Source organism: Nocardioides glacieisoli, assembly GCF_004137245.1.
Lineage (GTDB): Bacteria > Actinomycetota > Actinomycetes > Propionibacteriales > Nocardioidaceae > Nocardioides > Nocardioides glacieisoli.
Genome location: NZ_SDWS01000003.1, coordinates 70,547 through 84,661 on the forward strand (window position 1 = coordinate 70,547; position 14,115 = coordinate 84,661).

At 72.3% G+C, this 14,115-nt stretch carries 11 protein-coding genes; all 11 read right to left on the reverse strand.

Translation table 11 applies throughout. The features are described from left to right. Nucleotides 1-29 precede the first annotated feature (29 nt). The 11 genes from EUA06_RS07900 to EUA06_RS07950 all read right to left on the reverse strand — a co-directional run bounded on the left by EUA06_RS07900 (nt 30) and on the right by EUA06_RS07950 (nt 14,072). Nucleotides 30-1,181 carry an acyl-CoA dehydrogenase family protein gene (locus EUA06_RS07900; protein ID WP_129474497.1) on the reverse strand — a complete coding sequence of 384 codons (1,152 nt, stop codon included), beginning with the start codon at nt 1,179-1,181 and terminating at the stop codon, nt 30-32. Next, nucleotides 1,181-2,320: an acyl-CoA dehydrogenase family protein gene (locus EUA06_RS07905; RefSeq protein ID WP_129474498.1), complete on the reverse strand. Its 1,140-nt coding sequence runs from the start codon at nt 2,318-2,320 to the stop codon at nt 1,181-1,183. The genes EUA06_RS07900 and EUA06_RS07905 overlap by 1 nt, the downstream gene beginning before the upstream one ends. Nucleotides 2,321-2,330: 10 nt before the next feature. Beyond that, nucleotides 2,331-3,482, reverse strand: a complete 1,152-nt coding sequence (locus EUA06_RS07910) for an acyl-CoA dehydrogenase family protein (RefSeq protein ID WP_129474499.1) — start codon at nt 3,480-3,482, stop codon at nt 2,331-2,333. A gap of 90 nt (nt 3,483-3,572) precedes the next feature. Beyond that, nucleotides 3,573-4,772, reverse strand: a complete 1,200-nt coding sequence (locus tag EUA06_RS07915; RefSeq protein WP_129474500.1) for a S1C family serine protease — start codon at nt 4,770-4,772, stop codon at nt 3,573-3,575. Nucleotides 4,773-4,846: 74 nt separating this feature from the next. Continuing rightward, the gene (locus EUA06_RS07920) at nt 4,847-5,365 is read right to left on the reverse strand and encodes a GNAT family N-acetyltransferase (RefSeq protein ID WP_129474501.1); all 519 of its coding nucleotides are present in this window, start codon (nt 5,363-5,365) and stop codon (nt 4,847-4,849) included. Nucleotides 5,366-5,383: 18 nt separating this feature from the next. Further along, complete coding sequence (locus EUA06_RS07925; RefSeq protein ID WP_129474502.1) at nt 5,384-5,905, reverse strand: SigE family RNA polymerase sigma factor; 522 nt, start codon at nt 5,903-5,905, stop codon at nt 5,384-5,386. 1 nt (nt 5,906) lies between these two features. Next, nucleotides 5,907-6,599 (reverse strand): hypothetical protein, encoded by a 693-nt coding sequence (locus EUA06_RS07930; protein ID WP_207208265.1) that lies wholly within the window; start codon nt 6,597-6,599, stop codon nt 5,907-5,909. 124 nt (nt 6,600-6,723) lie between these two features. Further along, complete coding sequence (locus tag EUA06_RS07935; RefSeq protein ID WP_129474503.1) at nt 6,724-9,024, reverse strand: ATP-binding protein; 2,301 nt, start codon at nt 9,022-9,024, stop codon at nt 6,724-6,726. A gap of 91 nt (nt 9,025-9,115) precedes the next feature. Beyond that, nucleotides 9,116-10,420, reverse strand: coding sequence for a citrate synthase (locus EUA06_RS07940; protein ID WP_129474504.1), 1,305 nt, complete (start codon nt 10,418-10,420; stop codon nt 9,116-9,118). Between the two features lie 112 nt (nt 10,421-10,532). Next, the gene (locus tag EUA06_RS22335; RefSeq protein WP_165354303.1) at nt 10,533-12,644 is read right to left on the reverse strand and encodes a hypothetical protein; all 2,112 of its coding nucleotides are present in this window, start codon (nt 12,642-12,644) and stop codon (nt 10,533-10,535) included. Between the two features lie 102 nt (nt 12,645-12,746). Beyond that, nucleotides 12,747-14,072 carry an NAD(P)/FAD-dependent oxidoreductase gene (locus tag EUA06_RS07950; protein WP_242498036.1) on the reverse strand — a complete coding sequence of 442 codons (1,326 nt, stop codon included), beginning with the start codon at nt 14,070-14,072 and terminating at the stop codon, nt 12,747-12,749. Nucleotides 14,073-14,115 lie beyond the last annotated feature (43 nt).

Below are 14,115 nucleotides of genomic sequence, written 5' to 3' on the forward strand. Positions count from 1 at the left end.
GGATATCCGGGGATCACGACACGACAGGATCAGCCGAAGGCGCTGATCCCCGTCTCGGCGCGGCCGATCAGCAGCTTCTGGATCTGGGACGTGCCCTCGTAGAGCGTCATCACGCGGGCGTCGCGGAGGTACTTCGCGACCGGGAAGTCGTCGACGTACCCCGCCCCGCCGTGGACCTGGATGGCGTTGTTGGCGGCGCGCACCGCGGCCTCGGAGGCGAACAGCTTGGCCTTCGACGCGGCCACCCCGTAGGGCTCGCCGCGGTCGATGAGGTCGGCGCACCGCCACGCGAGCAGCCGCGCGGCGTCGGCGTCGAGGGAGATGTCGGCGATCAGGTCCTGCACGAGCTGGAACGACGCGATCGGCTTGCCGAACTGCGTGCGCTGGGTGGCGTACGCCACCGACGCCTCGAGGCAGCCCTGCACGATCCCGACGCACCCCGAGGCGACCGCCAGCCGGCCCTTGTCGAGGGTGCCCATAGCGATCTTGAAGCCCTGCCCGACCTCGCCCAGCCGCGCTGAGTCCGGGAGGCGTACGCCGTCGAGGAACAGCTCGGCCGTCGCCTGACCGCGCAGCCCGAGCTTGTTCTTGATCTCGCGGGCCTCGAAGCCGGGGGAGCCGGTCGGCACGAGGAACGCCGTCACCCCGCGCGGCCCGTCGTCGCTCGTGCGGGCGAAGACCAGCGCGACGTCGGCCCACGTGCCGTTGGTGATGAAGAGCTTGCGGCCGTCGATCACCCAGTCCGACCCGTCCCGGACGGCGCGGGAGGTGAGGTTGCCGGCGTCGGACCCGGTGCCGGGCTCGGTGAGCCCGAAGCAGCCGAGCTTCGTCGCCGCGGCGAGCTGGGGCAGCCACTCCTGCTTCTGCTCGTCGGTGCCGTGGAAGAGGATCGACTTGCCGACCAGGCCGCTGCTGACCGACACGATCCCGCGCAGCGCGGAGTCGGCGCGGCCGAGCTCCTCCATCGCGATCGAGTACGTCACGTAGTCGCCGCCCACCCCGCCGTGCTCCTCGGGGATGGTCAGGCCGAAGAAGCCGAGCTCGGCCATCTTCGGGATGATCGCGAGGTCGACCGACTCGTCGTGGTCCCACTGCATCCGGTGCGGCACGGCCTCGCGCTCGAGGAAGTCGCGCGCGAGGTCGCGGAACGCCTCCTGCTCGTCGGTGAGCGAGAGGTCCATCAGACGGCCTCGACGAGCTCGTGGTCGGTGACGCGCGCGGACAGCCGGGTCAGGTGGTGGTGGGCGTTGCCGAGCCACTGGTCGAGGACCTCGAGGTGGGCCGTGCCGACGCCGACGGCGTACTCCGCGGTCATGCCGATGCCGCCGTGCAGCTGGATCGCCTCCTGGCCGATGTGCCGCCCGGCTCGCGCGACGGCCAGGCCGACCCGGTCGGCGGCGTCGGCCACCACGTCGCGGTCGCCGCCGGCGATGGTCATCGTCGCCCAGTCGACCATGCTGTGCGCGAGCTCGAGCTCGACGTACATGTCGGCGGCCCGGAAGGTGAGCGCCTGGAAGGTGTTGAGGGTGACGCCGAACTGCTTGCGGCTCTTGAGGTAGTCCGTCGTCGCGCGCACCTGGCTCTGCATCACGCCGAGCGCCTGGTTGGCGCCCATGATCCGGGTGAGGTCGCTGATCGTCGCGATGCTCTCGGACAGGTCGCGCCCCGGCTCGCCGAGCGGCGTCGCGGCGCTGCCGTCGAAGGTGACGCTGGCCGCCCGGGTCAGGTCGGCGGCCGCGTAGCCGGTGCGGGAGACCGCGTCGGCCGCGACGACGAAGACACCCGTGCCGCCGTCATCGGGCAGCGCCGCCGTCACGACGAACTGGTCCGCGACCTCGCCGCCGACCACCGGGTCGGCGACCCCGTCGAGGGTCCACGCGTTGCCGTCGAGTGACGCGCGTACGCCGTCCGCGCGCGACGTCCAGCGCCCGCCGGGGGAGGTGTCGGCGGCAGCCAGGACGATCTCGCCCGAGCTCAGCCGGCCCAGCAGGTCGGCCTTCTGCTCGGGCGTCCCGACGGCAGCGACGAGGCCGCCGGCGTGCACGACGCTCGCGAGGTAGGGCTCCGGGGCGAGCACACGACCGAGCTCCTGGCACACGATCCCGATCTCGACCGGGCCGGCGCCGACGCCGCCGTCGTCCTCGCTGAAGGGCAGCCCGAGCACGCCCATCTCGGCGAGCCGGCCCCACAGGGCGCGGTCGAACCCGTCGTCGGAGGCCACCGCCTGCCGACGTGCCTCGTGGTCGCCGTACGTCTGCTTGAGCAGGCCGCGCACGGCCTCGCGCAGCGCCTGCTGCTCGTCGTCGTAGGTGAAGTCCATCGTCTGCTCCTCAGAGTCCCAGGATCGTGCGGCTGATGATCTGGCGCTGGATCTCGTTGGACCCTCCGTAGATCGACGCCTTGCGGAGGTTCAGGTAGGTCGGGGCAGCGCGTCGGGCCCAGCCCTCCTGCGGCGAGTCGTCCTCGGCGCGTGAGGCGAGCGACGCCGGGCCGGCGAGGTCCAGGGCCAGCTCGCTGACCGCCTGCTGCAGCACCGTTCCGCGGAGCTTGAGGACGGACGAGGCCGGGTGCGGCTCGCCACCGGCGGAGTGCGCCACCACCCGCAGCGCGGTGAGCTCGAGGGCGAGCAGGTCGTTCTCCAGCTCGGCGACGCGGGCCCGGACCAGCGGGTCGTCCATCAGGTCGCCGGCCGTCGCCTTGAGGGTCGCCAGTGCGCGCTTGGTGGCGCCCACCGGCGCGACGCCGACCCGCTCGTTGCCGAGGAGGAACTTCGCGATCGTCCAGCCCTCGCCGGGCTCGCCCACCAGCAGGTCGCCCGGCACGCGGACGTCGGAGAACCACACCTCGTTGACCTCGTGGCCGCCGTCGATCAGCTCGATCGGTCGCACCTCGACGCCTGGCGAGGTCATGTCGATGAGCAGCATCGAGATGCCCGCCTGCTTCTTCACCTCGGGGTCGGTGCGCACCAGCGTGAAGATCCAGTCGCCGTGCTGCCCGAGCGTGGTCCACGTCTTCTGACCGTTGACGACCCAGTCGTCGCCGTCGCGCACCGCCGTCGTGCGGAGGCTCGCGAGGTCGGAGCCGGCGTCGGGCTCGGAGAAGCCCTGCGACCACCAGATGTCGAGGTTCGCGGTCTTGGGCAGGAAGCGCTCCTTCTGCTCCTCGCTCCCGAACTGTGCGATCACCGGCCCGATCATCGAGGCGTTGAAGGCCAGCGGGATGGGCACGCCGGCGCGCTGCATCTCCTCGTGCCACAGGTGCCGCTGCAGGTCCGTCCAGTCCTGGCCGCCCCACTCGACCGGCCAGTGCGGCACGGCGAGTCCCTCGGCGTTGAGGGCCCGCTGGCTCTCGACGATCTGGTCACGGGTCAGGTGCCGGCCCTCGAGCACCGTGTCGCGGATCTCCTGCGGGACCGTGCTGGTGAAGGCCTCCCGCATCCGGTCGCGGAACTCGCGGTCGGTCTGGCTCAGCTCGAGCTGCATGTGACTCCTCTGCTTGGTGCCTGTGACCGGCGCACACGACAGGGCCGGCCGCCCCATCATGGCGCGGCCGGCCCAAGACTGCGCAGCAGGTCAGCTCGTCGTGGCGTCGCTGTCGAGCACGAAGCTGCCGCTCCTCTCCTCGCCGTTGCTCGTCCACGTCACGGTGACGGAGTCGCCGGGGCGGTAGGAGCGGATGGTCGCGACGAGGGAGTCGGGACCGGTGATCCGCCGGTCGTCGACCTTCGTGATCACGTCGCCCTCGGCCAGTCCGCCCTCGCTGGCGGTGGACCCGGGGCTGACTTGGCTGACGACCGCGCCGGCGTCGTCACCGGTCGCCGGGTTGCCGACCTGGATGCCGAGGCGGGCGTGGGTGGGGGTCTCGCCGTTGGCCATCTGGTCGACGATCGGCATCACCTCGTCGATCGGGATCGCGAAGCCGAGACCGATCGACCCGGACTGCTCCGACGTCGCCGAGCTGGCCGTGCGGATCGAGGAGTTGATGCCGACGACCGCGCCGGTCATGTCGGTCAGCGGGCCACCGGAGTTGCCGGGGTTGATCGCCGCGTCGGTCTGGATCGCGGGGTACGTCGTCGAGTTGCCGTCGGCGTCGGAGCCGACGTTGACCGGGCGGTCGAGCGCGCTGACGATGCCGCTCGTGACGGTCGCGTCGAGGCCGAACGGCGAGCCGACCGCGACGACGCCCTCCCCGACGCCGAGGTTGGCCGACTTGCCGATGGTCGCCGGGGTCAGGTCGGAGACGTCCTGCGCCTGGATCACGGCGGTGTCGGTGAGCGGGTCGGTGCCGAGGATCTCGGCGTCCGCGCTCGTGCCGTCGGAGAAGTCGACCTTGATCGTCCCGCCCTCACCGGCGACCTCGACGACGTGGTTGTTGGTGAGGATCATGCCGTCCGCGGTCAGGATGATGCCCGACCCCGACCCGGACTCACCGCTGCCGGTGACGTCGATCTTGACGACGCTCGGCAGCACCTTCTGCGCCACCGACTCGACCGAGCCGTCGGCCGGCGGGCTCTGCGTCTGGTTGGCCACCGTCGACGTCGTCGGTGCCGCCGACGCGCTCGGCGTGCCCGAGGTGCCGTCCTGGGTGGCGTCCCACACCGCCGCGCCCCCCAGCCCGGCGCCGCCACCCACGAGGAGCGAGGTCGCGACGACGGCGGCAGCCAGGCCCGTACGCCGTCGCCGCGGCGGCTCCGGCCGCTGCTGGTGCTGCGGCTGGGGCTGGGGCGGCTGGTGGTACGGGAACTGCTGTGGGGTGGGGTACTCGTCGCTCATGCCTCGAGCCTGCGTCGCGAGCCTGTGGATGCCCTGAGAGCGGGCTGGGAAGGTGCAGAGACCTTGCTCGCCGCTCAGCTCGGCAGGTCCGGTAGCGCCATCCACGCATCCCACGTGAGATCGCGTCCGACGTAGCGCGGGCGGTCCAGCGGCCAGTCCTCGGCGATCCATCGGGGCACCAGGTCGTCCAGTGCCGCCTCGAGCTCGGTGCCGACGCACTCGTCGACGACCCACCACGAGATCTCGGCGTCGGCGCCCGGCTTCTCCGGCGGGTCGATGTAGACGCAGCCGAGCAGTGCCGTCTCGTCGGTGTCGAAGAGGGCGTAGTTGAACGACTCGTGGGTCTCCATCTCCGCGGCGTGCCGGGCGAGGTCGGCACGATCGTCCTCGTGGGTCATGTCAGCGGGCGGCCACCCCCACGCGGCGCCGTAGATGCTCCACAGGCGCTCGCGCGAGCCCATCACCGCGACCATGTCGAGGTCGGTGTCCTCCGCGCGGATGGGGCGGAGGTGGTGCCCGAACGGGACCTCGACCCGGGTCGGGTGGCGGAACCCGGCGGGTAGCCAGGTGGGAGCGGTGCCGTGCGACGACATGGGATTCCTCTCGGGTGGTCATCCGGCCAGCGCCGGGTCGGCGACGAGCCGGCGCAGGGTGGCGAGCCCGCGACTGGTGTTGGACTTGACGGTGCCGGTCGAGCAGCCGAGCACCTCGGCGGTCTCCGCGACGCTCAGCTGCTCGTAGTAGCGCAGGGCCACGGTCGCACGTTGCCGTGCGGGCAGGGCCAGCACCAGGCCCCACACCCGGTCGGCGTCGTCCGGGTCGGCACGGACGTCGACCGTGCCCGAGGGCTCGGGAAGCCGGTCCGAGGCGACCTCGTCGCGACGCCACGGCCGGCGTTGCGAGCTGATGTGCTGCCGGGTGATGGTGCGGCGTACGTACGCGTCGGTGGCAGCGCTCTCCCGGATCGACCCCCAGCGGGGGAGGACCCGGACGAGCGAGTCCTGGAGCAGGTCCTCCGCGGTGTGCGGGTCGCCGGCGACGGCCCGTGCCCAGCGGAGCAGGGCGGGTCGCCGCTCGGCGACGTACGCCTCGAAGTCGACGACCCGCTGCCCCGACTGCTCCGCGGGCGCCATGTCAGTCCTCGCGGGCCGTGCGGAGCAGGCCCAGGGACGCCACGACGAGCCACAGCGGTCCCGTCATGCCCGCCATGTACTGCAGGGGGCTGATCAGGAACAGCGCGCTGAGGCCACCGAGCACGAGGCTGGTCCACCCGAGCCACGAGGCGTACGCACCCTGGCGGGCCGCGCGGAACAGGGCCAGGCCGGTGAGGCCGGCGCCACCCCACAGCCACGGGATCGTGCCGATCCAGTGGTTGAAGAAGACGGCGCTCTCCGGCACCACCAGACCGGCGTCCTCGGTGAGGGCGAAGGCGAACTCGGTGGTGAGGCCGGCCCCGATCAGCTGGGCCACGGCGACGAGGCCGAGCCCGGCGACGGCGGTCCCGGGCACCAGGCTGTCGGGTGCGGTGCGCGCCCGCAGCTGGCGGTGCAGCCCCACCGCGAACAGCACCAGCAGGACGCACGAGAGCATCGTGGCGGTGTGGAACGCGATGATCTGCGGCACCTGCGTGGCGAGCTTCTCGGTGATCGCCACGGCGTCGCCGGAGGCCGCGGGGTCGTAGACGGCGTTCACCATCCCGCTGGCGACGCCGCCGACGATGCCGAGGACGCCGGCGCCGAGGCCGGCGAGGACCCAGCCACGGCCGAGGGGCACGGCCCGCGCGCCGGTTCCTGCGCTGGTGGTGGACGGGTGGACGGTGGTGCTCATGGCGGCTCCTGTGTCGGATGTCTTCCGGCACGGGTGCGTGCCGTGGGACCACCCTCGGAGGCGTGAGGGGTCGCGCACCACGGACAGTCGCAGGTGTACGACCGGTGTACGGGTCCGGTGCGGATCAGGTCCGGAGCATCGCGGCCGCGTCGGTGGGCGAGAGCCCGCGGCCGGTGTCGAGCGCGTCGTCGTAGCGGTCGCCGCCGAGATGTGTACGGGCGTCGGTCGCGGCAGCGTCGATGGTGGCTGGGTCGGGCCGGTAGTAGCCGTAGCCCCGCGAACCGAGGGTCTCGCGGATCGCCTGCGCGGCGCCGAGCAGCAGCGGCACCCGGGCGTGCTGCCCGGTCGCGGCGGCCAGCACCGCGCCCGCGTCGAGGAGGTAGGCCAGGTTGGCCTGGTCGCCCGTCTCCAGCGAGAGCCGGGTGCTCTCCTCGAGGTGGCGGCGCGCCGCGGCGTGGTCACCGCGGCCGAGCTCGACCTGAAAGAGGTTGTAGAGCGCGATGTAGGACGACAACCTGTCCTCGCGACTCCTGGCCGACTCGAGGCCGGCCTCGACGAGACGTACGGCCTCGTCGGCGTCGCCCTCGAGCAGCGCCACCGTGCCCAGCCAGACGTGGGTCAGCCCCCACGTCCACTGGACCTCGGTGCCGCCCACCTCGGCGTGGTGCATGGCGCGCTCGAAGCGGTCGCGGGCCACGGAGAGGTCGCCGGCGACGAGCGCCGCAAGGCCCTCGCCCGCCACCGCGTTGGAGAGGATCGCAGGGTCGTCGCCCGCGTGCTGGTGGGCGCGCTCCCACCACCCGGCGGCCGCTGCGACGTCGTCCATGGCGAACGACATGGTCGCCGCGGCCAGCGCGGCACGGGCGTGCACGTCGTCGGGCAGGTCTGCAGCATGGGCGAGAGCCGTCTCCGCGAACCTCCGGCCGTGGTCGTGGTGCCCCCGCAACCACCAGTAGAGCCACAGCTCCCAGGCGATCCGGGCCGGCGTCTCGGCGTCGCCTGCCGCCATCGAGCGCTCGGCGGCCGCGGTGAGGTTGGCGTGCTCGAGGTCGATCCTGGTGAGGGCGGCGACCTGGCCACCGTCGCGGTAGCTCGAGTGGTTGGCAGCGGCCACCTCGAGGTAGTGCGCCGCGTGGGCACGTGCGGCCTCGGTCCACTCGCCCGCGTCGTCGAGCAGGTCGCGGGCGTACTGGGCCACCGGCTCCAGGAGCCGCAGTCGACCTGTGGGCTCGGCGACCACCAGCGAGTGCTCGACGAGCGCCTCGAGGTGGGTCACGAGCTCGGGCTCCCCGAGCCGGGCTCGCGTCGCCACCGACTGGAGGTCCGCCAGCGTGGTGCCGCCCACGAACACCCCCATCAGGCGGAACAGGCGGCGGCCGGGCTCGTCGAGGAGTCCGTGGCTCCAGTCCAGGGTGGCGCGCATGGTGCGCTGCCGGGGAGGGAGGTCGCGTGGTCCGGCGTCGAGGGCGCTGTCGAGACGGTCGAGCAACGAGGTCGGGTCGAGCAGCCGCGCCCGGGCCGCGGCGAGCTCGAGGGCGAGCGGCAGCCCGGCGAGCCTCTGGCAGGTGGCGGCCACCGCTGCGGCCTCCTCGGGGTCCGATCCCCATCCGGGACTGACCCGCTGCGCGCGGTCGAGCAGCAGCCGGGCGGCAGGGGACGGGGTTCCGTCCGGGAGGTCGCGCACCTCCAGCGGTTCGACGGCGTACTCGATCTCCCCGCGCACCCGCAGCGGAGCCCGGCTCGTGGTCAGCACAGTGAGGTCCGGCACCGCCTCGACGAGCGCCGCCACATCGGGCGCAGCTCCGAGGAGGTGCTCCGCGTTGTCCAGGACGAGGAGGAGGTCGGTCCCGCGCAGGCTCTCGGCGAGGTCCTCGGCCACCGGGCGCGTGGGATCGCGGACGACGCCGACGGCATCGGCGACGGCCGGCATGACCTGGTCGACCTCCAGCAGCCCGGCGAGCTCGACGAGGCGGACACCATCGGCGTAGCGCTCGCCCACGCCGGCGGCCACGGCCAGGACGAGGCGGGTCTTGCCCACGCCCCCGGGCCCGCTGAGCGTCACCAGTCGGTGGGTCCGCAGCAGGTCGCCCACCCGGGCGATGTCGTCGGCACGGCCGATGAGGGGGGTCGCAGGAACCGGCAGGCCGCGCGGGCCGCGGGACGGGACGGCCTCCGTCGACGGGCGAGCGGTGCGGGGCGCGACCGCGCTGAGCAGGGCCGTCCGCCGGCCCTCGTCGAGGCGCAACGCGGTGGCGAGCGAGCGCAGCGTGTGCGGGTAGGGCCGGGTGCGGGTGCCGCGCTCGAGTGCGCTGATGGCGTGCGTGCTCAGGCCCGCGCGCTCGGCCAGCTCCTCCTGCGACAGCCCCGCCTCCTCGCGCATCGCGCGCAGCAGGGCACCGAGCGTGCTCGTCGCCTCGTTCCCCACGCGGCGGAGTGTAGTGATACGGGGGCCGGCTGGAAACGAGAAAACCCCCGGCCTGGTGGCCGGGGGCTCTCGTGCGTTCAGGTGCGGGTGCTCACGCCCAGCGCTCGGACGCCGCGGTGAAGGTGAGCTCGCGGTCGCCGGTGTAGATCTGCTTGGGACGCGCGATCTTCTGGTCCTTGTCCTGCACCAGCTCGGCCCACTGCGCCAGCCAGCCCGGCGTACGCCCGATGGCGAAGAGCACCGTGAACATCTCCGGCGGGAACTGGAAGGCCTCGTAGATCAGGCCCGAGTAGAAGTCGACGTTGGGGTAGAGCTTGCGCTTGACGAAGTACTCGTCCTCGAGTGCGATCTTCTCCAGCTCCTTGGCGATCTCGAGGAGCGGGTTGACCCCGGTGACCTCGAAGACGTCGTCGCAGGCCTTCTTGATGATCGTGGCGCGCGGGTCGAAGTTCTTGTAGACCCGGTGGCCGAAGCCCATCAGGCGCTCGTTGCCGTTCTTCACGCCCTCGATGAAAGCGGGGATGTTCTCCTTCGAGCCGATGCGCTTGAGCATCCGCAGGACGGCCTCGTTGGCGCCGCCGTGCAGCGGGCCGTAGAGGGCGCCGACACCGGCCGCGACGGCCGAGTAGGGGTCGACCTGCGAGGAGCCGACGGAGCGGACGGCGTTGGTCGAACAGTTCTGCTCGTGGTCGGCGTGCAGGATGAAGAGCACGTCGAGCGCCTTGACCAGGCGCGGGTCGGCCTCGAACTTCGACTCGCTCATCTTGAAGAGCATCGAGAGGAAGTTGGCCGTGTAGCCGAGGTCGTTGTCCGGGTAGACGTAGGGCTTGCCCTGGGCGTGGCGGAACGACCACGCACCCAGGGTCGGCATCTTCGCGATCATGCGGACGATCTGCATGTGGCGGTTGTCCGCGTCGCTGATGTTGCGGGCGTCGGGGTAGAACGTCGACAGCGCGCCGACCGAGGCCATCAGCATGCCCATCGGGTGGGCGTCGTAGCGGAAGCCCTGCATGAAGGTCTTCACGTTCTCGTGCACGAACGTGTGGTAGGTGATCTCGTGGACCCAGGAGTCGTACTGCTCCTTGGTCGGCAGCTCGCCGTGCACGAGGAGGTAGGCGACCTCGAGGAAGTTCGACTTCTCCGCGAGCTGCTCGATCGGGTAGCCGCGGTACTCGAGGATGCCCTTGTCGCCGTCGATGAAGGTGACGGCCGAGCGGCACGAGGCGGTGTTGACGAAGCCCGGGTCGTAGGTGGCCAGACCGGGATCGTCGTCGGTGAGGCGGATCTGTCCCAGGTCCTTGGCGGCGATCGTGTTGTCGTTGATCGCGATGTCGTACTGCTGACCCGTCCGGTTGTCGGTGACAGTCAGTGAGTCCTTGGCCGCTACGTCGGTCACGTCGGCTCCTGTTCATACGTCTTGGGTTGTCGCTCCAACTTAGCCGCGGGTGTCGCGCGAGCGCGAACCCGGTGTCCAGTCAGCGACCGGCGTCGTGCGGAGCAGTCGCGGATCAGCGGACCCGGCCGCGGACCTTGACCGTGCGCACCGTCGTGGTCACCCCGGGCCTGGTCAGGGTGATCCGCACCGAGATGCGCTTGCCCTCGAGCTTGGCGGTGAGCCGCAGCTTCGTGCTCGTGGCCCGGCGCACGAGTTTGCCGTTGGCGAACCACTTGTAGGACACGGTCGCCGGGACCGGGGTCCACGTGCCAGGACGCGCGGTCAGCCTGCGGCCGACCTTGGGCTTGCCGGTCACGGTGGGCTGTGCGGTGGCGGTGAACGTCGACGCGGGTGGGGCCGGAGCCGGACTCGATGGGGCAGGAGCCGTGGGTGCGGACGGGGACGGTGCGGGCGGGGACGGGGTGGGCGAGGGCGACGTCGGCGTCTGCGTCGGATCGCTCGTCGGGCCGTAGATGCGCACGGGGGAGCGCGTCAGCTTGCCGTTGATGGAGGCCAGCCGGCCGTCCGGGAGCTGGATGACGTCCTGCTGCGCGGCGTCGGGGCCGGCGAAGCAGGCCGAGATCGGACCGTCGACCGTCATCGTGCCACCGTGCAGCACGGCCATCCCGCAGTCGCTGGTGGACGAAGTGCCTCGGTAGTAGAAGACGGCCACGTCCGCCCCGTGAGCGAATGCCCGCTGCACGCGTACAGCTGTGGGGTCGGCCGCGTCCGGGGTCCACACGACCTCTGAGCCGGCCCGCTCGAACCGGATGGTGCTGCCCACTCCGACCACGGTCACGGTCCCCGACGTCGTGCCCACGCGCGTGGAGAGGTCGGCTCCGTAGGAGGTCTCGCGGACCGCCGCAGCTGCAGGACGCGACGCCCCCGGCGCGACGGCGATGCCCGCCGTGGGCCAGTCGGTGCCCCAGTCCGTGGAGCCCCAGTCGTCGAAGCAGAAGATGGAGGTGGGCGTCGGGTCGTCGCACGGTTCGTCGAGGAACTGGTTGAGGACGACCTCGGCGGACGGGTCGCTGCTGTAGTCCAGCTCGATGCGCAGCTGTCCGTCGGCTGCGTAGGAGGCGGAGCGGGTGCGTGAGTGCTCTCCCGGGCACGACGTGGTGATCCCGGGGTTCAGGCTGAAGGCCTTCCACTCCGCCCAGTGGGCAGCGAGCGGGGGGTTGGTGGGCAGGTCGACGGCTGCGCAGCTCACGGGGGATTCTCCGGACACGACCAGCTTGGCCGGAGCGCTCCACCCCTGGCCCGGGTCGAGGTGCATGACCCAGGCGGTGGTGCTGGTCGCGTCCCACGGTCGCTCCGCTATCCCGTCCCAGACGTTCGCCACGTTGGGGCCGGTGAACCCCTCGCTGAGCGGGTGGTTCATCGAGTGGGTCGCGCGGTGCTTGTAGAGGGAGTACACGAAGCTGATACGGCCGTCCGAGGTCCTCGACGACTGGGACGGGTTCGCCCAGATCGAGGTCGTGTCCGGCAACATGGGTTGTACGGCGAATGCCTCGCTGCCGTAGCCGTCGGAGACGATCACCGACCCCCAGGCCCCGGCCGTCCATCGCTTGGCGCGGAACGGGTTGTCGGTTACGGGCACGCGGGACGAGGAGGCGTTCGCCACGGTGGCCCAGGCCAGCGTGACGGTGTCGCCGAACGGGACCAGTCGGGGCGCGATGCCGGCGATCTCCAGGACGTCGCCGAGGGCCCCGTCGGTGCGGGCGACGTAGAGCTCCTCCGGGACGCTCCAGACGCCGCCGGCAGAGCGGGAGACCGACCGCACCGGCCACTGGCCGGCCGTCGTCGCCTTGACCGCCCACACCGCGACGATGCGCCCGGCAGAGTCGGCGAAGCTGTCGAAGGTCCGCGTCGCCGGCGACTCGGCGCCGAGGGGGACGACCTCGGGTGCGCCCCACGTTCCGGACTCTTCCCGTACACGGGTGACGAGCACGTCGCCGCTCGCCTGGCCGTACGCACTGCCGGCCACCACCATCAACGCCGCCAGCCGACCGCCGGGCAATCGTTCCACGCGCGCGGCCTTGGCCGTGCCCGAGTCGAGGAGCGGCTCGCTGGCCGACCAGGTCCATGACTCGTTCGGGTCGAAGCCGGCGGCGCGGCCCGGCGTGGCCGTGCTGAGCACGCACACGACGAGCGCCAGCGCGGCGACGACGGACAGGAGTGACATGAGTGCAGCGCGACGCGCGACGAGAGTGGCCCCCATGCGAGACGAGTGTCGCGTCCGTGACGAGCCGTGTGAACTTCCGCCCGTCGATGTCTAGACCGCGCGTCAGCGCCCCGCGACCACGTTGGCGATGCGCGCGATGCGGCTGGTGCGTCCCAGGCCGGCGTCCTCGCGCCGGTCGGCGGCCCGGTAGAGCCGGTAGAGCGCGTGCACGCCGGCCCACCGCAGCGGCTCGGGCTCCCAGCGGCGTACGACGTGGTCGGTCCACGGCAACGCGGTCAGATCGGTGTCCTTGCCGAGCACCAGGTCGCGCAGCGTGCGGCCCGCAAGGTTGGTCGCGGTGAGCCCGGAGCCGACGTAGCCGCCGGCGTGGCCGAGGCCGGTCGCCGGGTCGAAGGAGACGCTCGCGCTCCAGTCGCGCGGCACCCCGAGCACGCCGCACCAGGCGTGGTCGATCGCGATCCCGGCCAGTGACGGGAAGAGCGAGGTGAGGGTCGAGCGCAGCGACTCGACCGTCCAGTCCTGGGTGCGTCCGTCGACGTCGGTGCGCGACCCGAAGCGGTAGGGGATGCCGCGCCCGCCCATCGCGATGCGGCCGTCGGCGGTGCGCTGGGCGTAGCAGTAGGCGTGCGCCTCGTCGCCGAGCAGCTCCTCGCCGGCCCAGCCGATCTCCGCCCACTGGGCATCGGTCAACGGCGCGGTCGCGATGATCGCGGAGTTCATCGGGAGCCACTCACGGCGATGGCCGCGGAGCCCGGCTGTGAACCCCTCCAGGCAGCGCAGCACCACGGCGGCGCGGACCGTGCCGCGGTCCGTGACCACCGCGCCCGGCTCGATGCGGACGGCGCGGGTGCCCTCGTGGATGCGTACGCCGCGCTCCCGCACCGCACGGGCCACGCCTCCCACCAGCTTCGCCGGGTGGACGCGGGCGCAGTCGGGGTCGAGGTGCCCGGACACCGCGCCGGCGATCCGGATCCGCTCGGCGACCTGGGCCGCCGACAGCTCGCCGTCGAGGCGCTCGGCCTGCGCCTGCGACCGGGCGACGTGCAGCACCCCGCTGAGCCGGATGTCGGCGTCGATGTCCTCACTCCCGGCGACGGCGATCACCTCGTGCACCGAGCCGCGGACCGCGGCACGCATCGCCTCCAGGCCCGCTGCGCCCGCCGCGGCGGCGTACGCCCGCGGGCTGCCCGGCAGCTCGCTCGAGAGCCAGCCGCCGTTGCGTCCCGAGGCGCCGAACCCGGCGAACTCGGCCTCGACGAGGCGGATGTCGAGCGAGGGGTCCGCCGCGTGGAGGTAGTACCCCGTCCACAGCCCGGTCAGGCCCGCGCCGACGATCGCGACGTCGCAGGTGACGTCGCCGTCGAGCCGGTCGGTCGGGGTCGGCAGCCCGACCTGCTGCCACCAGAAGGACACGCCACCGTTGCGCACGACGTCATTGTGGCCTCCTGGGGGTGTTCCGCTGCGCGGGCCG

Bases quoted from the DNA above. Each gene is read 5' to 3' on its own strand.
- EUA06_RS07910 (WP_129474499.1), bottom strand. From the start codon at position 3,482: ATGCAGCTCGAGCTGAGCCAGACCGACCGCGAGTTCCGCGACCGGATG.
- EUA06_RS07905 (WP_129474498.1), bottom strand. From the start codon at position 2,320: ATGGACTTCACCTACGACGACGAGCAGCAGGCGCTGCGCGAGGCCGTG.
- EUA06_RS07920 (WP_129474501.1), bottom strand. From the start codon at position 5,365: ATGTCGTCGCACGGCACCGCTCCCACCTGGCTACCCGCCGGGTTCCGC.
- EUA06_RS22335 (WP_165354303.1), bottom strand. From the start codon at position 12,644: ATGTCACTCCTGTCCGTCGTCGCCGCGCTGGCGCTCGTCGTGTGCGTG.
- EUA06_RS07900 (WP_129474497.1), bottom strand. From the start codon at position 1,181: ATGGACCTCTCGCTCACCGACGAGCAGGAGGCGTTCCGCGACCTCGCG.
- EUA06_RS07915 (WP_129474500.1), bottom strand. From the start codon at position 4,772: ATGAGCGACGAGTACCCCACCCCACAGCAGTTCCCGTACCACCAGCCG.
- EUA06_RS07930 (WP_207208265.1), bottom strand. From the start codon at position 6,599: ATGAGCACCACCGTCCACCCGTCCACCACCAGCGCAGGAACCGGCGCG.
- EUA06_RS07925 (WP_129474502.1), bottom strand. From the start codon at position 5,905: ATGGCGCCCGCGGAGCAGTCGGGGCAGCGGGTCGTCGACTTCGAGGCG.